This is a genomic window from Vogesella indigofera (assembly GCF_028548395.1).
GTDB classification, from domain to species: Bacteria; Pseudomonadota; Gammaproteobacteria; order Burkholderiales; family Chromobacteriaceae; genus Vogesella; species Vogesella indigofera_A.
Map to the genome: position 1 here is coordinate 153,502 of NZ_JAQQLA010000009.1, position 18,853 is coordinate 172,354.

The following is an 18,853-nucleotide window of genomic DNA, read 5'->3' on the forward strand; positions in this document are numbered from 1 at the left end:
AAGCCTTAATCGATGTTATCCAGTTCAGGAACTCTTTTGCATGCTGCTGATTTGCTGGGTCAGGAACGAGCTGCTGGCGTTCAGTTGCGCCAGCAGGCGGTCCATCGCATTGAACTGGGCCTTGTAGCGGGCCTCGGTTGTCTCCAGGCGCTTGGCCATGGTGTCCTGCTGTTTCTGCAAGTCTTTCAGCGACGCGTTCAGGCCCTTGTTAAACGAGTCCAGTGTGCCATTGGTGCTGAGCATCCCCTCCAGCTTCTTGTCCAGATTGAAGGAGAAGCCCTGCGTGTAGGTCAGCGAGCCACGGTCACCGATGGTACCACCGCTGAGGTCGATGGTCAGGCCTTCCACCGGGGTGCCGATCGCCCCGATCAGCTTGCTACCGTCACCACGTGCCGCGTAACCGCCGATGGTACCGGCCACACTCGCCGAGCCGGCGACACCGCTAGCGGCGGCAAAGCCTGCAAAATCCAGCCCACTCAGCACGTTGACCTTGGAATCGATGCCGGTCTTGACCGAAGAAATCAGCAATTTGCCGCTATCCTCATCGACGCTGACTGAAACCTTTCCTTTGGCTGCAGTCAGGCCGGCATCACCATTGATGGCAGTTTCCAGCGCTTTGGCCAATTCGGTGGCACTATTATAGGTACCGGTAACCTGAGCGTTGACGGTAGTGTTGTCGACCATGACCGAAAACGCGTTGGTGCCGGATACCGGCAGCGTCGGCACGTTGCCAGCCTGATTGTAACCGTTGGTCAGGGCGCTGACGGAGACTTCGTAGCTGCCCGCCACGGTCTTGGCAGTACTCGACACATAGGACATGCCCTTGCCATCGATCTGGGCACCGGTGGCAAAAAACTTGGCCACATCATCGGGCGAGGCTTCGATCGCCTTGCTCAGCTTGCTCGAGTCCAGGCTCAGACTGCCATCCTTGGCAAAGGCCAGTCCCAGCTGGCTGGCAACCTGGTAGCTGCCGCTATTCTTGGTGGCGGCGCCAAAAGCGGCACGCAATTGCGTTTCGATACCACGAATCGCCGTCACACCACTCAACGGTGACGATGAGCCGGCCTCGCCGGGTGCGTTACCGGGCGTCGCCGCCGTGGTCTCCTTCAACACCTTTGTGAAGTCGTTGTACGACTTCACAAAGTCTTCCAGTGTTTTCTTGATGCCGGCAGTGTCGCGGCTGACACTCATCTTCAGCGCCGCATCGCCTGCTTCCTGCTCTTTCTTCAGCGTCAGCGTCACGCCATCGATAGCGTCGCTGACGGTGTTGGACTGCTTGGTGATTTTCAGACCATCGACGTAAAACACGGAATCCTTGGCCGGCTGCAACACCGTCATTGTCGTGCCCGCCGGATCATGGGTCAGGTTCGCCAGAGACGAAGTGGCGCCGCCGGCAGCCGTGACCTTCAGCGTACTCTCGGTCCCGGTCTTGCCAGAGGAGTAGATCAGCCGATAACCGCTGCCGTCATTGACGATACTGGCGCTGACACCGATATTGGCCTTGTTGACCGCATCGCGCACCTGCTCAAGCGTGGCATTGGCCGGGATCTTGACATCCTTCTGGGTCGAGCCGGAGAGCGGAGTGAAGGTGGCACCGGAGGTGGTACCAAAGGAAAAACTGAGTGTCTCCTCGGTCGCGCCATTGATGGCGGTCTTGCTGCTGGTGAAAATACTCGACGACAGCTTCTGCGCTGCGGCCAGCGTTTCCACCTTCAGGCTGAAGCCGCCCACCGGCGCCTTGGCTCCGGCGCTGATCTCTGCCACGTCCTTGTCGGAGGTGGTCGACGACAATGTCTGGTATTTGGCCGGATCCTGCAGTGCCTTCAGCGCGGCCTGGAATGACGCCAGGCCACTCTTAACCTGACCGACCGCCGAGATCTTGCTTTCGAAAACCTGTTGCTTCTGCTGCAGCTTCAATAACGGACGGGTTTCAATATTCATCAGCTTGGAAACCAGGCTGTCAATATCCATCCCGGAACCAAGACCACTCGAACTCAATGCCATGATATTTCTCCCGCCATTATTCAGTCGTAGGGCCAGCCGGCACTACGCTTGCTGCAACCAAAATTACGCCTTGCTCTGATACAAAACACCGACCAGCTTGTCCAGGTTCTTGGACAGTTCCAGTACTTCTTCGGTCGGAATCTGGCGGATCACCTTGTCGGTGTGCTTGTCGATCACCTTCACAATCGGCACGCCCAGATCTTCATCGATGGAGAAGTTCAGTTCGCTGGCAAAGGTGGCGACCAGCTTGCTGATCTTTTCCGTAGCTTGCGCCAGCTCTTCCTTGTCCAGCACGTTCTTGCCCTGACCACCGGCAGCAGCACTGGACAGCGCTTGCACCGCACCGGCAGAAACCGGCACCGTCGGGGCGCTGGCTTGCTGGGCCGGCAACGGCACAGAGCGACCGGCACTGTCAGACAAGGCGGTGGTAACAGGTGTGGCAACAGGCAACAGTGGTGATAATGACGACATAGTACACCTCCAAGACGAAAAGCCTGGCGTGGAGGCCACGCCAGGCACGCTGGGTTACAGGAGGGCCACGCCCTCACCCACCTAGATTAACGCAGCAGCGACAGTACTTGCTGTGGCAGCTGGTTGGCCTGCGCCAGCATGGCGGTACCAGCCTGTTGCAACACCTGGTTACGGCTCAGTTTAGCTGTTTCTGCGGCAAAGTCGGTATCCTGAATACGGCTACGCGAGGCACTCAGGTTCTCCGACGAAGACTGCAGGTTGGAGATGGTGTTCTCAAAGCGGGACTGCAGGGCACCGAACTGGGCACGCTGGCCGTTGATCGCCTGCAGTGCGGAGTCAACGATCTTGATCGCATTCTGCGAGTTGGCGAACGAAGTCACGTCCAACGAAGCCACGGTTTTGAGGGTCGACGAACCACCCAGTACCAAGCCGGAACCAGCGTCGGTCACCGAGAAACTCTTGTCGGAGTCAAACACCACGGTACCGTTTGCGATGGTGGTGGCGCCAGCAGCAGTGGCACCTGGAGCGGCAACCAGCGCCGGCGTGGTGCCGGTATTGTTGTAGGTCGCCATTGTAATGTTGCCAGAACCTGCCTGGTTGGCAAGCTGGATATCCGATCCGGTAGCGTTGGTCAGCTTGATGCCGCCCAGCGACGAATCAAACTCTGCGGTCACACCAGTTTTGCCGCTGGCGGCGTTAATGGCATTGATCGCTTCGGAGTAGTCATCGGCGCTGCTCACCGATGCACCAGTACGGAACGATACGGTCACCGCGGTAGCGTTGTCGGAAGTGATGTTCACCGCGAATGTACCGCTGGCGGCCAGGGTCAAGTTGGACTCGGTTTTGGCGGAAGCGGTGACACCGGTCTGCGAGGTCAGCTTGTTGACGTTGGCCGCAATGGTCTTGGCGCTGTCGGTTGCCACAGTTGTGTACTTGGCCGAACCCAGCGAACCGGCAACGGTAATGTCTTTAGCCGCAACCACGTTGGTTGCCGTTTTACTAGCAGTACCTGCTACTGTGACGTTGTTGTTGCCGTAGTTGCTGGTGCGGAAGTTGGAACCGGTAGCCTGGATGGTCTGGTTGGCGTTGGCGCCGACCTGGAAGGTCAGGGTGCCGGACGAGCCATCCAGCAGCTTCTGGCCGTTGAATTCGGTAGTCTGGGAAATACGGTCCAGTTCGGAGGTCAGCTGCGTCACTTCGGACTGCAAAGCCTGACGGTCGGAAGCCGAGTTGCTGGAGTTGGACGACTGTACCGCCAGCTCACGGACACGCTGCAGGATGTTACCAGCGGAAGACAGTGCGCCTTCAGCAGTCTGCGCCATCGACACGCCATCATTGGCGTTGCGACGAGCCTGATCCATACCGCGAACCTGACCGCCCATGCGCTCGGAGATGGCCAGACCGGCGGCATCGTCTTTGGCGCTGTTGATGCGCAGGCCGGACGACAGGCGCTGCAGCGAGGTGGACAAGGCGCTTTGGGAACCGGACATATTACGCTGCGAGTTCAGCGAAGCCACGTTAGTGTTGATGGTCAGCATGGTTGCTCCTTGGAATCATCAATCTGGGCGTTGTACCAGCCGGCCCCGTGCCGCTGCTACCGCCTTCCCAAGCTTTATCGGACCGTCGAAAGAAAGCTTTAGCAATCCGGTGAAAATTTTTAATCAGGCAGCAACAACAGCCAGTGCTCCGGCTTCACCATACCCGCCTGTTCGAAGCCGGCCATGCAGGAAGGCAAATAGTTTTCCTGATGAATGCTGGTTCTATAAAACAGGTACACCAGCTCAATGACTTCCTTGGCCTCAAGCTGCCGCTGCCTTGCTGCGGTCAGGCCCACCAGCCAGAAACGCAATAGCAGGTACTCCATGCACAGCTGCTGCACATCCTGCACGACCTGTCCTTGCAGTGGGAAGTAACCGGTATAGGCGTGATTGAGCAGGATGCGGCCCAGCCATTGTTCGACCTCGGCGGACAACGCCGTTGCGGCGAAAGTCCGGCACAGCACCGCCTCATCCACCTCCGCCTCCAGCTGGCCCGCCCCAAGCGCTTGCAATGCCTCGGTAATCAGCTCCAGGTAACGCGGGCGATTGAAGTGCAGATCGGCCCGCACCCGGCTGGCAGCGGCCAACGTTTTGATGTGCAACTGCTCGTGGCGCTGCCAGCCTTGCAGCGCGGCAAGCGCCTGCCCGTTCTGCAGCTGTTGCTGCCAGTCGAGCAACAGGGCCGCGATGTCGTCCAGCAATACCGCACCAGAGGTCGCATCGAACTGATCCACCGTCTGCTGCAATGATTCCGCGATCAGCAGTTGCAAGGCCAGCCTTTGCCATAACTGCACTTCCGCTGCCCCCAGAATAGCCAGGAAAAACGCGCGTACCTGCTCCATTTCCGGACTGGCAATCGCCTCTGGGATACTGGCAATCGTACTGGCACGGGCAGGCAGTTGCAGCTGCTGCAGCTGCAAGGCGCGCTCGTTTTCGATGATCAGGCGTGCGATTTCCGGGCAGGATGGCGAGGCAAACTGCTCCAGCACGCCGGCCACCGACTTGGTGGCACGGGGATAGGTGGCACAGACATCGGGCAATATCTGTTCGCCACACTTTTTGTGAAGCTGACACAGACCATCGTCTCCCAACAACTCACAACGCGCGTGCTCCGCGTGACTAATCGACAGAAAACCGAAATCCCTGCTACCGCTCCTACCTGAACCGCGGTGCAACGCTTTCTTGAGCAGCGGTTTCAGCTCTTTATCGGGAAGGTTCTTCAGCCGAAGGTAAGCCTCGTGCTCGACAGGTACTCGCCAGCCATAGCAGCAGGTGTCGGGGCACGCCGGCCCAAGACAGGAAAACTGCGCCAGATACGCGGGGGCGATCATGCTTTTCAATTGGGTTTCTGCCATCGTCTCTTCCCTGAATGCCAGTAGTTGCTCATTTTGCCAGCTGCGTCAGCACGGCCAAGATCTTGCTGACCCCCTGCTCGAACACCGTCTCCGGCAGGGCAACCGTATCGCTGCTATTGCCCTTGCCGGCCGCCCAGTTCACCACCAGGCTGAGATTGGCATATGGCAGCGCCAACTCACGCGCCAGTGCCGCCTCCGGCATGCCGGTCATGCCGACCATGTCGGCGCCGTCCCGCTCGATACGGCGGATTTCCGCCACACTCTCCAGCCTCGGTCCTTGGGTACAGGCATAGACCGCGCCGTCGATCACGCTCAAGCCGGCCTCGCGACTGGTCTGTACCAGGCGGGCGCGCAGCTCGCGGTCAAACGGCCAAGTGAAGTCGACGTGCACCACCGGCTTTTCCGGTCCCTCGAAGAAGGTGTGCTTGCGACCCCAGCTGTAGTCGACAATATTGTCGGGGATCACCAGGCTGCCCGGCACCATGTCCGGGCGGATGCCGCCGACGGTACCGATGGCAATCACCCCCTTGACGCCGACACTGTGCAAGGCCCAGATATTGGCGCGGTAATTGATCTCGTGCGGGGCGATGGAGTTGCCATAGCCGTGGCGGGCAATGAACACCACGTTCTGCATGCCGATGCGGCCGAAGGTCAGCGCGCAGGACGGATCGCCGTACGGGGTACGCACAACCTGGCGATGGTTCACTTCGAGAATGGGCAATTTGGCGAGGCTACTGCCTCCGATGATGGCGAGCATGACGTTCTCCTTGTTATGGCTGCTCTGTGCCGAATTCTAATCCGCAGGCATGAAAAAAGCCCGCAACATTTACGGTTGCGGGCTGGCCGGGATATATCGCCAGGCTTACTTCAGCGCATGGATGGCCGGCAGGTTGCGCCAGGCGCCGCGCACGTCCATGCCGTAGCCGAACACGTAGCGGTCCGGCACGTCGATGCCGACGAAATCGGCCTTGATCGGCTTATCCTTGCTGATCAGCTTGTTGGCGAACACGCCGCTGTAGAAGGCCTTGGCACCCATGGCCAGCACCTTGTCGCGGATCGCAGCCATGGTGTGACCTTCGTCCAGGATGTCGTCCAGCACCAGCACCACGCGGTCGCGCACGTCTTCCTTCGGCGCGGTCTTCCACACCAGCTCGCCACCCTGGGTCTTGTCGCCGTAGCGGGACACGTGCACGTAGTCGAAATCGAGCGGGAAGATCAGGCGCGGCAGCAGCTGGCCGGTGAACACCACCGCCCCGCCCATCACCGACAACACCAGCGGATAGCTTTCTCCCAGCTCGGAGGTGATGTCGGCGGCCATGCGGTCGACCGCGGCATTGACCTCTTCGGCGGAAAACAGGATGTCCGAGCTATTCAGAATGCCACGGGCTTCGGCAACATTAGCCATGATGATGAGTCCTTATTCAAGAAAACGGCACGCCGCCTGACACGGCAGGCGGCGTGATGGATGGGTTTGCGCTCAGTCGCGTGGCAGGCGGGACAGGAAGTCGGCAAAATCGCTGCCGACCTCGTGATGCTTGAGGCCGTACTCTACCGTGGCTTTAAGATAGCCCAGTTTCGAGCCGCAATCGTAGCGCTTGCCGGTAAACGGATAGGCCAGTACCGGTTCGTCCTTGAGCAACGCGGCGATGCCGTCGGTGAGCTGGATTTCGCCGCCGGCGCCCGGCACGGTATTGAGCAGCTTGTCGAAGATGCGCGGCGTCAGAATGTAGCGACCGACCACCGCCAGGTTGGACGGCGCCACGTCGGGATGCGGTTTCTCCACGATGCTGGATACCTGCTGTCGGCCATTGCCATCGGCGGCCACCTCGACGATGCCATAGGAACCGGTTTCCTCGCGCGCCACCGTTTCCACGCCCAGCACCGAGCTGTGGGTCTCGTTGAACACGCGCACCATCTGCTCCATCGCCCCCGGCTCACCGTCGATCAGGTCGTCGGCCAGGATCACCGCGAACGGCTCGTTGCCGACCACCGGCTTGGCGCACAGCACCGCGTGCCCCAGTCCCAGCGCCTCCGCCTGACGGATGTAGATGCAGCTAACGTTGGCCGGCAGAATCTCCTGCACCGTTTCCAGCAGTTTTTTCTTGTTGCGGTTTTCCAGCTCGGTTTCCAGTTCGTAGGCCTTGTCGAAGTGGTCCTCAATGCTGCGCTTGTTGCGACCGGTGATGAAGATCAGCTCGGTGATGCCGGCGGCCACCGCCTCTTCCACCGCGTACTGGATCAGCGGCTTGTCGACGATGGGCAGCATCTCTTTCGGACTGGCCTTGGTGGCGGGCAGGAAGCGGGTGCCCATGCCGGCCACCGGAAATACCGCTTTGGTAACTTTTTGCATGATGAGTCTTTTTATCCGGACAACATGTTAAGTAGCGGGCAATTGTAGGCGTTTTATCGCCACCGCTCTAGTTTTGCCTGCCGTCACGACGCCAGCAAGGCCAGTAGGCCGGCTTCGTCCAGCACCGCCACCCCCAGCTCCACAGCCTTGTCCAGCTTGCTGCCCGCCTCGGCGCCGGCCACCACGTAGTGGGTCTTCTTCGATACGCTACCGGACACCTTGCCGCCAGCCGCCTCGATCAGCGCCCGGGCCTGGTCGCGACCCATGGTGGGCAGCGTGCCGGTGAGCACGAAGGTCTTGCCGGCCACGGTGGCGTTGTCGGCGCCGGCTTCCACCTGCGGCGCTGCCGCTAGGATGCCCTCACAGTAAGCGGCGATGGCTTGCAGCTGGGCACGGTGGTCAGGCTCACCCAGCCAGTCGGCCAGCGCGTTGACCACCTCGGCCGGCAGCTCAAGCTGGATCACCGCCACGCGCGGCAGCGCGGCCAACGTGGCCAGCTCGCCCTGCTGCGCCGCCAGCTGCTGCGCGCGCACCTCGGTCAGCCGCGGCACGTTCAGCCGCGCGTAAAGGTTGGCCGCAGCCAGCTTGTCGCGCAACTGCGCCTTGGGCGCGTGCTCGTCGGCCGGTGCCACGCCGGCGGCCAGCAGCGCATCGATCACCTGTTCGTTCTGCGCCTCGGCAAAGAATTCGGCGATGGCATCGGCCACCACGCCGCCAATGTCCGGCAGCGCCGCCAGCACCGCACGCGGCGCGCGGCGCACGTTATCCAGCGTACCCAGCCAGTCGGCCAGGGTCTTGGCAGTGGATTCGCCGACGTGGCGGATGCCCAGCGCGAACAGCAAGCGCGCCAGTGGCGGGGTCTTGCTGGCAGCAATGGCCTCGATCAGGTTGTCGGCCCACTTGGTGGCCACCTTGCCGGCCTTGACGGTTTCCGGCGTGATGCCCTCCTGCTCGTCGGCACGGCGCTTCATCTGCAGCAGGTCATCCAGCGTCAGCCGGTACAGGTCGACCACGCTATGCACGTAGTCGAACTCCACCAGTTTGTCGATGTAGCGCTCGCCGAGGCCGTCGATGTCCATCATGCGGCGGCCGGCAAAGTGCTGGATCGCCTGTGTGCGCTGCGCCTTGCACACCAGCCCGCCGGAGCAGCGCGCGATGGCCTCGCCCTCCTCGCGCACCACGTGGCTGCCGCACACAGGGCAGGCGCTTGGCAGGCGGTAGGCCGGGTATTGCGGCTCCTCGCTACTGCTGAACAGGTCGCCGCCGGACGTTGGCCGCATCGGGCGCTGGTCCAGCACCACCGACACCACTTCCGGAATCACGTCGCCGGCGCGACGCACGATCACCGTGTCGCCGACACGCACATCCTTGCGCCGCACTTCGTCCTCGTTGTGCAGCGTGGCGTTGGTCACCGTGACGCCGCCGACGAACACCGGCTTCAGCCGCGCCACCGGGGTGATGGCGCCGGTGCGGCCAACCTGTTCCTCGATGGCCTCCACCCGGGTCAGCGCCTCCTCGGCCGGAAACTTGTGGGCAATCGCCCAGCGCGGCGCGCGCGACACGAAGCCCAGCCGCTGCTGCAGTACGCGGCTGTTCACCTTGTACACCACGCCGTCGATCTCGAACGGCAGGCTGGCGCGCTGCGCCAGCACGCCTTCGTAGTAGCCGGCCAGCCCGGCGGCGCCCTGCACCACCGGGCGCAGCTCGGCCGCGACCACCGGGAAGCCCAGTTCTGCCAGCCAGTCCATCTCGCCGGCGTGGCTGGCCGGCCAGTCGGCGCCCTCCACCTGGGCGATGGCATAGGCAAAGAACGACAAGCGCCGCTGCGCGGTGATGCGCGAATCCAGCTGCCGCAGGCTGCCGGCGGCGGCATTGCGCGGGTTGGCAAAGGTCTTGTCGCCACGCTCGCGCTGCGCGTCGTTCAGGCGCTCGAAGTCGCGCTTCAGCATCAGCACCTCGCCGCGCACTTCCAGCAGCGCCGGCACGTTGGCCGCATGCAGCTTCAGCGGCACCGAACGCACGGTGCGGATATTGGCGGTGACGTTCTCGCCGCTGCTGCCGTCGCCGCGGGTGGCGGCCTGCACCAGCACGCCGTCGCGATACAGCAGGCTCACGGCGAGGCCGTCGAACTTGGGTTCGGTGGCGTACTCGACCTTGGCTGCGGCGAGGTCCTTGCTGACCCGTTCGTCGAAGGCGATCAGCTCGGCATGACGAAGGCCAAAGTCGTCCTGCTGCAGGTCGGAAAAGGCGTTGGACAGCGACAGCATCGGCACCGTGTGGATAACGCTGTCAAACGCAGGCAACGGCGCACCGCCCACGCGGCGCGTCGGCGAGCTGTCGCCGGACAGCGCCGGGCAGTCGGCCTCCAGCTGCTGCAGCTCGCGGAACAGGCGGTCGTACTCGGCATCCGGCACCGTCGGCGCGTCCAGCACGTAGTACTCGTGGTTGTAGCGCTCCAGCAGCGCGGCCAAGGCTTGCGCGCGCTGGCGCTGTTCGGAAGTGGCTTCGGTCATGTTGCGGCCCCGGAAATGCAGCACGCCGGCAAGGGCCGGCGTGCGGAAACAATGAAACGGCAGGAATCAGGCAAACAGGCGCAAGGCGGCGACACTGCCTGGCGCGATGCCGCGGTCGTCCATATTGCCGTAGATGCGTACCAGCTGCTCGCGGATCTTCAGCAGTCCGGCTTCGCTCAGTTCGCGACGGTTGTCGTCGACCAGCCGCGCATCGAATTCCTGCGTCAGCTGCAGCGCGAAGGCAATGGCGCGGTCGAACACCGCGGCACCGCCGGCCACGCGCGGCACGTCAAACAGCAGCGTCAGCGCCGGGAACGACTTGTCGAGCAGGTTGTGCAGCGTGAACGGCGTCTGGTCGGCCGAGGCCAGCGAGTACAGCGAGTTGCCGGAGTCGGCCAGGTAGTGGAACTGGCCGTCCGGCTCCAGCTGCAGGCCGGCGGCTTCGGCCACGCTGCGCAGGCGCGCGCCGGAGATCGGCGCCACCGGCACGATATTGATGCCTATCAGCACGTCGACGTCGGCACAGAAGCGGTCCAGCTCGCGTGCGGCCACCAGTTTCTGCTGCCGTTGCGGGAAGCTGACCTGGGCATCGAACTGCTCGGCGTAATGGTTGATCTGCTGGCAGAAGCTGGCCAGCTCCTGCTCGGTGACTGCGCCACTGCGGTCAACCAGCTGCAGGCCAAAGTTGACCTGCTTGTAACGGGTGCCCGGCAGCAGCTCGGCCGGCGTCCACAGCCCGCGCTCGCTGCGCAGGATGGCCTGTACCCGCTTGGCGACATTGAAGCGCGGCAGCGACGACAGCGTCAGCGGCCGGCTAAACACCACCTCGGCGATGAAATCCAGCGACGGATCCAGCAGCGCCACCACCAGCGCCTGGTGATCGGCGGCATCCATTGCCACCACCTCGTCGTCCTCTTCCGGCTGCGGCTCGCTGACGGCGGGCGGCGGCGTAAAGGCGTGCAGCGGCGGGGTGTCGTTCAGGTAGGCAGGGGTATCGTCCTCGTCCTGCAGCAGCACCGGCTCCAGCCGTTCCTGCTTGCCGTCGCGGACATGATTCTTGGGCACGTCCAGCAGCACATCGGCGTGATGACGTGAAAAGGCCTGGCGGGTCCGCTTGCGAAAGCGCCATTCCTGGTATGTATTGAAGGCGAACACCAGGGCGATGACGATCCCCCCCAGCATCAGCAAGCCTATTTGTATGTCGCTCATCGAGCCTTATCCACTGCTGTGGCCATTATTCAGGACAGTATTATAACAAACGTCGCAACGCAAACGGTGACCACCCTCGCGTCATTGGCCATTCTCTATCGAAAACGCGCTCGATTTTTCGGTTTTGCCGGCCAAAAGCGTAATTTTCACGAAAAAACCGCCAGCGGCAGCGCGACATCGCCACCTGCGGGCAGTGCGACCGGCTACAACTCGTCGAGGCGGAAGCGTACCGGGATATCGATACTGTCCGCCACCGGCTGCCCGCCCTGCCACGCGGCGTCGAAGCGCCAGCTGCGCACGCCGTCGCGTGCGGCACGATCGAGGCGGATAAAACCGCTGGAGCGCAACAGCTGCACCTGCTCGAACTGCCCGCCGGCACTGACCGAGATGCGCAGCAACACCACACCTTCCTCGCCCAGCTCGCGCGACAGCGCCGGATAGGCAGGCTTCGGCGCAAAGCGTACCCGCACCGCGCGGCTTTCGCCTGTCTTTTCCACACCGGCGGCAGTGTTGCCATCACCGGCTGGCGGTGAGGCCGCACCGGCGACAGCCGGGGCAAGGTTGGCCGCAGCGTTGCTACCCGTGCTGCTACTGGCACTGGCCGGCGCGCTCCCGCTAGCAGGTGCGGCCTTGCCGGCCGCCAGTGCCGTCGCGGGTGGCGCGGCTGCGGCAGGCGTGGCGCGACGCGCGACCGGTATCGGTGTCGACTCTGCTGTCACTGCCGGCGGCCGCGCTGCGGCCGGCGCCACAGCGCGGTGGTCGCCGCGCGGTGCCGACGCGGACGGCGCAGGAACGGGCGCGGACAGCAACAGCACCTGCAACGGTGGCGTCAGCGCCGGCAGCGGGCGGAACTGCCAGGCAAACGCAGCCAGCAGCAGCGCGTGCAGGGCCAGCGACAGCAGCAGCGCCGCGCGCATCGCTCAGGCCGTTTCGCGCATTTTCAGCGCTTCGACGATGTCCACCGCCACGATGCGGCTGCAGCCTTGCTCCTGCATGGTCACCCCCACCAGCTGTTCCGCCATTTCCATGGTCAGCCGGTTGTGGCTGATGTAGAGGAACTGCGTGTGCGCGGCCATCTGCTTCACCAGGTCGCAGAAGCGGCTGGTATTGGCGTCGTCCAGCGGCGCATCGACCTCGTCCAGCAGGCAGAACGGCGCCGGGTTGAGCGAAAACAGCGAGAACACCAGACTCATCGCGGTCAGCGCCTTCTCGCCGCCGGACAACAGGTGGATGGTGCTGTTCTTCTTGCCCGGCGGTTGCGCGATGATCTGGATGCCGGCCGACAGCAGGTCGTCGCCAGTCAGCACCAGCTCGGCGCGCCCGCCGCCGAACAGCGTGGGGAAGAACTCGCTCATCTTGGCATTGACCGCGTCGTAGGTGGTCTGCAGCATGTCGCGGGTTTCACCGTCGATTTTGGCAATCGCCTCTTCCAGCGTCGCCATCGCCTGCAGCAGGTCGTCGGTCTGGCTGGCGAGGTAAGCGCCGCGCTTCTGCGCCTCTTCCAGCTCCTGCAGCGCGGCGAGGTTGACCGCGCCGAGGCCGTCGATGGCGCGCGCCAGGCGGGCGATTTCTGCCGCCAGCGCATTGGGCTTCACCGCCTCGGTCAGGTGCGGCAACAGCGCCGCTTCGTCGGCCTCGGCGGTTTTCAGTTCCTCGTCGAAACGCTCGACGTTCAGCCGCGCTTCCTGGTGCTTCAGCAGCCAGTCGGAACGCGCCTCGCGCAGCGCCGGCAAGGCGGCACTGATTTCCTGCTGCTTTTGCGTGTGCTGGCGCAGGGTCTCGGTCAGCGCGCTGAGCTGGTCGCGCGTTGCGGCCAACGTTTGTTCGCGCGTTTCGCGCAGCAGCAGCGCTTCTTGCAACACCTCGTCCGGCGCCGCCTCTTCCACCGTTTCCGCTTCCATCGCCAGCGTTTCCAGGCGCTCGGCCAGCTGCTGGTCGCGGTCTTCCAGTTCGCGCGCACGGCGCGCCAGCTCGGCCACCTTCTGCTCGGCGGTATGCTGCGCCAGCTTGATCTCGTGCAGCATGCGCTCGGCGTCGCGGGTCTTGTTGCGCGCCAGCTCCAGTCCGGTCTCGGCATTCAGGCGCGCCAGACGCGCGTCTTCCAGCTGTTCGGCCAACTCTTCCAGCTGCATCGCGTTTTCTTCGGCCAGCAGCTCCGCTTCAAGAATGGTGTCCTGCGCCGTGTCGCGTTCCTCGCGCAGGCGCTGCTGTTCGGCGTGGATGGCTGCCAGCCGCGCGGCGCCCTGCCGCGCCGCCTGGTCCAGCTTCACGTGTTCCAGCGTCGCCGCGTTCAGCTCCGCCTCCAGCCGCGATACCGCGCCCTTCTGCGCGCGCACCGCCTCGGCCAGCATGCCCAGCATGGACGCCACGCTGTCGCGACGGCGCTGGGCGCTGTCGATCTGCGGCTGCACCGCGGCCAGCCGTTCCGCCGCCGCGTCGCGTGCCGCCTTGCGCGCCATCATGCCGTCGCCGCTGTGCGCCGCGTTGAAGCGCACGCTGACCGCGCTGACGCGGTGACCGTCGGGGGTGATCCAGCATTCGCCGGCGGCCAGTTCGCCACGTTGAGCGATGGCGGCGTCCAGCGTATCGGCGCAGTAGACGCCGGCCAGCCAGTCGGCCAATGCGGCGGCAAACGGCGCGCCAGCGCTGACCACGGCCAGCAGCGGCCGGCGGCCAGGGTTGGCCGCAACGGCGGTCGTCGAGGAGCCATCGACCAGCGCCAGTGGCGCCGGCGGCAGCGCAGCGGGCAAGGCGGCGGCGCGGGCGGCGAGGCTGTCGCCGAGCACCACTTCCACCGCGCTGCGCCACTGTTCGTCCACCTGCAGGCTCTGCCACAGCGCCGGCGCACCGTCCAGCTGCTGCGTCGCCAGCCAGCCGGCCAGCTGCTCGCCGGCGGCTTCGCGCGCCAGCACCGCGTCCAGCGCAGCCACTTCGGCCTCGGCGCGGGCGGCGTCGCTATTGAATTCGTGCAGCGTCTTGTCCAGCTGCTCGCGCTCGCTGGCGAGATCGGCCTGCTTGGCCTCGTCTGCGGCCAACCTTGCGCGCACCGCGTCCAGCGCCGCCTGCGCGCGCACGACCTCGGCATGAGCCGCTTCCAGTACACCGTTGTCGGGCAGGTTGAGGTCGTGCAGCTCGCGGCGCAGCGCGTCTTCGCGCGCGGCCAGCTGCTCAATGCTGCGGCGCAGGTGCTCGCCCTGCTGCCGCGCCAGATCGCGCTCGCGGGTAAGGTTGGCGATCTGCGCCGTCATCTGCGCCAGGCGCTGGTCGGCGACACGGAATTCGGCCTCGGCGCCGGGCAGACCGTCGGCGCCGTCTTCCAGCCCCATCTGCGCCTCTTCCATGCGCATTTGCGCCTCTTCGCGCCGCGGCAGCCAGTCGTCCAGTTCGTACTCGACCTGGGCTTTCTGCTCCGCCAGCTGCTGGCGTTCGTTGCGGGCGCCGGCCAGATCGCGCTCCAGCCGCTCGCGGCTTTGCAGGCGGTGGCGCTGCTGTTCTTCCAGCCGCGCCAGCGTGGCGTTGGCCTCGAACAGCGCCTGCTGCGCCTCGTGCACCGCGTCGCTGGCGGCGTAGTGCGTCTCGCGCACCGTTTCCAGCTCGGCGTCGAGGTGGGTGTGCGCCGCTTCCAGCGCGGTTTCCTCGGTTTCGATGCGCGCCAGTTCGCTGCGCGCGGCGGCCTCGCTGCGCGCCGCTTCTTCGCGCCGCGCCAGCGCCAGCAGGTTCTGCTTGAAGGTCAGCGCGCCGCGCATGTCCTGATAGTTGGCCGCGACCTCGGCCTGCTCGGTGAGGCGCTCGACCTGGCGTTCCAGCTCCAGCTTGAGGTCGTCGATGCGGGTCAGGTTGTCGCGGGTGTCGGCGAGGCGGCTTTCGGTTTCGCGGCGGCGCTCCTTGTAGCGCGACACGCCGGCGGCCTCTTCCAGATAGGCGCGCAGCTCCTCGGGGCGGGCCTCGATGATGCGCGAGATCATGCCCTGCTCGATCACCGCGTAGCCGCGCGCGCCGACGCCGGTGCCGAGGAACAGGTCGGTGATGTCGCGGCGGCGCACCTGCTGGTTGTTGATGTAGTAGCTGGATTCACCCTGCCGCGTCAGCACGCGCTTGATCGACACCTCGGCGTACTGTCCCCACGGCCCGGTGAGCTGGCCGTCGCCGTTGTCGAACACCAGCTCCACCGAGGCGCGCGACACCGGCTTGCGGGTGGAGGAGCCGTTGAAGATCACGTCCTGCATCGACTCGCCGCGCAGCTGCTTGGCGGACGACTCGCCCAGCACCCAGCGCACGGCGTCGATGACGTTGGACTTGCCGCAACCGTTGGGGCCGATCACCGCCACCAGCTGGCCGGGCACGGCGATGCTGGTGGGGTCGACGAAGGACTTGAAGCCCGCCAGTTTGATGTGAGTGAGGCGCAAGGGGTATCCAGCTCAGGAGAAATCAGTCTGCCATTTTAGCAAGCAACCGCGCCGCTGCGGCCAACCTTTGTCGGCCGCCCGCCGTGCCGCGCGGCCGCGGTGGCGCTTTTGCGCGATGTCCTTTGCCGGCCATGACAATGGTTGCCATAATGCAGGCATGGATACGCTGACCCTTGCACATCATTTTCTGATCGCCATGCCCAGCATGACCGACCCGCTGTTTGCCAAAAGCATCGTCTACATCTGCGAGCACGGCGAACAGGGGGCGATGGGCATGATCATCAACAAGCCCTCCGGCCTGGTGCTGGCGCAGCTGCTGGAGCAGATCGACCTGCCGCTGGCCAACGACGAGGCCAATACCGTGCCGGTGCACTTCGGCGGCCCGGTGCAGCCGGACCGCGGCTTCGTGCTGCACATGCCGATCGGCAACTGGCAATCGACGCTGACCATCACCGACGACATGGCGCTGACCACCTCCAAGGACATCCTGCAGGCGGTGTCGGAGGCGCAGGGCCCGGACAAGCTGCTGGTCAGCCTCGGCTATTCCGGCTGGGAAAAAGGCCAGCTGGAAGAAGAAATCGCCGCCAACCAGTGGCTGACCGTCGCCGCCGCCGACTGGGTGATCTTCGACACCCCGAGCGAGGCGCGCTTCGACAGCGCCATCAAGCTGCTCGGCTTCGACCCGGCGCTACTGTGCACGGATGCCGGTCATGCATAAGGGCACGCTGCTGGGCTTCGACTTCGGCGAGCAGCGTATCGGCGTGGCGCTGGGCGAACCGGAACTGGGCATCGCCACCCCGCTGGCCACCATCAGCAGCGACAGCAACGAGGTGCGCTTTGCCGCCATCGGCAAGCTGATCGAGGAGTGGCAGCCGACCGGCTTTGTCGTCGGTCTGCCGACGCACATGGACGGCAACGCCCACGCGCTGACCGCGCTGTGCCGCAAGTTCGCGCAGCGCCTGCACGGCCGTTACCGCCTGCCGGTGTGGCTGGTGGACGAGCGGCTGACCTCGGTGATCGCCGAGAGCCTGCTGGAGGAGGCCGGCGTGCGCGGCCGCAAGCAGAAGCCGGTGCTGGACCAGGTGGCGGCGCAGGCGATCGTGATGGCGTGGTTCGAGGAGCCGGGCGAGCGCCTGGGCTGAGCCCTGCCCCGGTACGCAAAAAAAGCCCGCTGTACATGCAGCGGGCTTTTTGTTTGCGCTGGCGGCCAAGGTTGGCCGCAACGCTTTAGAACGTGTTCACGATCTCGCGCACTCACGCGAGACAAGGCAAAAACGGCTGAGGAAGTGGCGTTTATCCAGATATAAACCAGCATGCCGAAGCCGTTTTTAATGCTGCATCGCCCCGTGAGATCAGTTGCAGCAGATCGTGAGCAATTTCTTAACGGCGCTTGGCGGCCTTGGCGACACGGGCCTCGCGCTCCAGGCGCGCGGCTTCCTTCTCCGCGGCGCGCAGTACCGCGGCTTCCTTGGCCGCCTTTTCCCACGCACGCCATTCGTCCGGCCGCTCCAGCGTCATGCGCCCGATGGCGCCGCCGCGGAAGTCGGTAAGGATGATTTCGGCGGTTTTCTGGATGTTGATGCGACCGCCAGACAGCATGGCGCCGCGTTTGCGGCCGATCTGCTCCATCACCTGCCAGTCCTGCAGGCCGGCGATGTCGCCGATGTTGTAGCGCGCATCCAGCTCCTTGCCGTAGTAGCGCATCAGGTAGGCCAGCAGCTCCAGCGCCACCTCCTCCTCGTCCATCGCGTTACGACCCACCGCGCCGCTGGCGGCGAGGTTGTAGCCGCCCTGCGGTACGGTGATTTTTGGCCACAGCATGCCGGGGGTGTCGAACAGCTCGATCTCGTCGCACAGCATGATGCGCTGCTGGCCCTTGGTGATGCCCGGCTCGTTGCCGGTCTTGGCGATGCGACGGCCGGTGATGCTGTTGATCAGCGTCGACTTGCCGACGTTGGGAATGCCGCAGATCACCACCCGCAACGGCTTGTCGATGGTGCCGCGGTTGGGCGCTACGTCCATGCAGGCCTCGATCAGCTTTTGCGCCGGCGATTTTTCCGAGGCGTCGAGACCGATGGCGATGGTGCCCGGCTTGCGGTACCAGTTCAGCCACTGCTGGGTGACGGCCGGATCGGCCAGATCCTGCTTGTTCAGTACCTTGATCGACGGCTTGCGCTTGGCCAGCTGCGCGATCATCGGGTTGGCGCTGGAGGCCGGCAGACGCGCGTCCAGCATTTCAATGACCACATCGATTCCGCCAAGACGCTCTTGCAGCTCTTTCTTGGCTTTGTTCATGTGTCCGGGGAACCATTGGATGGCCATGTATTATCGCTTTCGTAGTGGGTCGAGCAGCGATGACAGCCCGTTGTGATCCAGCTCCTGCATCAGCGCCAGCAGGCGACCGATCTCGCCCGGCGGAAAGCCCTCGCGGGCAAACCAGTTCAGGTAGTGCCCGGGCAGGTCCGCGATCACGCGGCCCTTGTACTTGCCGTAGGGCATCACGCGGGTGACGAGCAGTTGCAGATGTTCGGGATTCATCGCGTTCATTCAAAAATCAGCCGCGCATTGTGCCAAAGCTGTGGCCAATGCGCAGCAAGCATTCACTGCGGCAGCGGGCGGCGCTCGTTAAACGCCAGAAAACCGCGCACGATGCGGTACACGTACCACACCCACACCGCAAAACCGGTGACGAAGCCCAGCCCCAGCAGCAGGATCAGCGGCCAGGAAACGGCAAAACCGATCACCGCCCACCAGAAGGTGCGGATTTGCCAGGCAAAGTGGCTTTGCCACTCGGTACCGGCGGTTTCATCACGCTTGAGGTAGTTGATGATGATGCCGACGATGGCGGTGACCCCGACAAACAGGCTCAGCGCCTGCAGCGCATACACCACTAGGGTCAGGGTTTTCAGTGTGTCGTCGGTGCGGGGTACGCGTTGCAGATAACCGTCGTCCATCTCTTCTCCCGTTCGAGCATGGCTAACAAAACCGTTACGCGGCGACACTGCCG

Annotated in this window: 16 protein-coding genes; 2 read left to right on the forward strand and 14 right to left on the reverse strand. The window is 64.2% G+C overall.

Annotated features, from left to right (window positions below; translation table 11 throughout):
* Positions 1 to 24: 24 nt before the first annotated feature.
* From fliD to smc, 11 genes are all read right to left on the reverse strand, one after another.
* Positions 25 to 2,004, reverse strand: coding sequence for a flagellar filament capping protein FliD (fliD, locus tag PQU89_RS14350; RefSeq protein WP_272766411.1), 1,980 nt, complete (start codon positions 2,002 to 2,004; stop codon positions 25 to 27).
* A gap of 63 nt (positions 2,005 to 2,067) precedes the next feature.
* Positions 2,068 to 2,400, reverse strand: a complete 333-nt coding sequence (locus PQU89_RS14355; protein ID WP_272766412.1) for a flagellar protein FlaG — start codon at positions 2,398 to 2,400, stop codon at positions 2,068 to 2,070.
* A gap of 161 nt (positions 2,401 to 2,561) precedes the next feature.
* Positions 2,562 to 4,013, reverse strand: a complete 1,452-nt coding sequence (locus tag PQU89_RS14360; RefSeq protein WP_272766413.1) for a flagellin N-terminal helical domain-containing protein — start codon at positions 4,011 to 4,013, stop codon at positions 2,562 to 2,564.
* Between the two features lie 119 nt (positions 4,014 to 4,132).
* A complete protein-coding gene (gene fliB, locus PQU89_RS14365; protein ID WP_272766414.1) occupies positions 4,133 to 5,368 on the reverse strand; it encodes a flagellin lysine-N-methylase in 1,236 nt (411 codons plus the stop codon).
* Between the two features lie 28 nt (positions 5,369 to 5,396).
* Positions 5,397 to 6,125 (reverse strand): S-methyl-5'-thioinosine phosphorylase, encoded by a 729-nt coding sequence (locus PQU89_RS14370; protein ID WP_272766415.1) that lies wholly within the window; start codon positions 6,123 to 6,125, stop codon positions 5,397 to 5,399.
* Positions 6,126 to 6,230: 105 nt separating this feature from the next.
* The gene (locus PQU89_RS14375) at positions 6,231 to 6,773 is read right to left on the reverse strand and encodes a hypoxanthine-guanine phosphoribosyltransferase (RefSeq protein ID WP_272766416.1); all 543 of its coding nucleotides are present in this window, start codon (positions 6,771 to 6,773) and stop codon (positions 6,231 to 6,233) included.
* 72 nt (positions 6,774 to 6,845) lie between these two features.
* Positions 6,846 to 7,718, reverse strand: a complete 873-nt coding sequence (gene galU, locus PQU89_RS14380) for a UTP--glucose-1-phosphate uridylyltransferase GalU (protein WP_272766417.1) — start codon at positions 7,716 to 7,718, stop codon at positions 6,846 to 6,848.
* An 83-nt stretch (positions 7,719 to 7,801) separates the two neighbouring features.
* The gene (gene ligA / locus PQU89_RS14385; protein ID WP_272766418.1) at positions 7,802 to 10,231 is read right to left on the reverse strand and encodes an NAD-dependent DNA ligase LigA; all 2,430 of its coding nucleotides are present in this window, start codon (positions 10,229 to 10,231) and stop codon (positions 7,802 to 7,804) included.
* 66 nt (positions 10,232 to 10,297) lie between these two features.
* Positions 10,298 to 11,440 (reverse strand): cell division protein ZipA C-terminal FtsZ-binding domain-containing protein, encoded by a 1,143-nt coding sequence (locus PQU89_RS14390; RefSeq protein ID WP_272766419.1) that lies wholly within the window; start codon positions 11,438 to 11,440, stop codon positions 10,298 to 10,300.
* A gap of 203 nt (positions 11,441 to 11,643) precedes the next feature.
* Complete coding sequence (locus PQU89_RS14395; RefSeq protein WP_272766420.1) at positions 11,644 to 12,357, reverse strand: energy transducer TonB; 714 nt, start codon at positions 12,355 to 12,357, stop codon at positions 11,644 to 11,646.
* A gap of 3 nt (positions 12,358 to 12,360) precedes the next feature.
* The gene (smc, locus tag PQU89_RS14400) at positions 12,361 to 15,846 is read right to left on the reverse strand and encodes a chromosome segregation protein SMC (protein WP_272766421.1); all 3,486 of its coding nucleotides are present in this window, start codon (positions 15,844 to 15,846) and stop codon (positions 12,361 to 12,363) included.
* A gap of 157 nt (positions 15,847 to 16,003) precedes the next feature.
* On the opposite strand from smc, the gene PQU89_RS14405 reads away from it, so the two are divergent.
* Positions 16,004 to 16,564: a YqgE/AlgH family protein gene (locus PQU89_RS14405; protein ID WP_272757991.1), complete on the forward strand. Its 561-nt coding sequence runs from the start codon at positions 16,004 to 16,006 to the stop codon at positions 16,562 to 16,564.
* Positions 16,548 to 16,988, forward strand: a complete 441-nt coding sequence (gene ruvX, locus PQU89_RS14410; RefSeq protein WP_272766422.1) for a Holliday junction resolvase RuvX — start codon at positions 16,548 to 16,550, stop codon at positions 16,986 to 16,988. The genes PQU89_RS14405 and ruvX overlap by 17 nt, the downstream gene beginning before the upstream one ends.
* A gap of 238 nt (positions 16,989 to 17,226) precedes the next feature.
* On the opposite strand, the gene ylqF is transcribed toward ruvX, so the two are convergent.
* The 3 genes from ylqF to PQU89_RS14425 all read right to left on the reverse strand — a co-directional run bounded on the left by ylqF (position 17,227) and on the right by PQU89_RS14425 (position 18,800).
* Positions 17,227 to 18,168, reverse strand: a complete 942-nt coding sequence (gene ylqF, locus PQU89_RS14415; protein ID WP_272766423.1) for a ribosome biogenesis GTPase YlqF — start codon at positions 18,166 to 18,168, stop codon at positions 17,227 to 17,229.
* A 3-nt stretch (positions 18,169 to 18,171) separates the two neighbouring features.
* Entirely contained in the window at positions 18,172 to 18,384 is a 213-nt protein-coding gene (locus tag PQU89_RS14420; RefSeq protein ID WP_047968423.1) for a DUF3820 family protein, read from the reverse strand.
* A 62-nt stretch (positions 18,385 to 18,446) separates the two neighbouring features.
* Positions 18,447 to 18,800, reverse strand: coding sequence for a DUF4870 family protein (locus PQU89_RS14425; RefSeq protein ID WP_272766424.1), 354 nt, complete (start codon positions 18,798 to 18,800; stop codon positions 18,447 to 18,449).
* Positions 18,801 to 18,853: the final 53 nt, after the last annotated feature.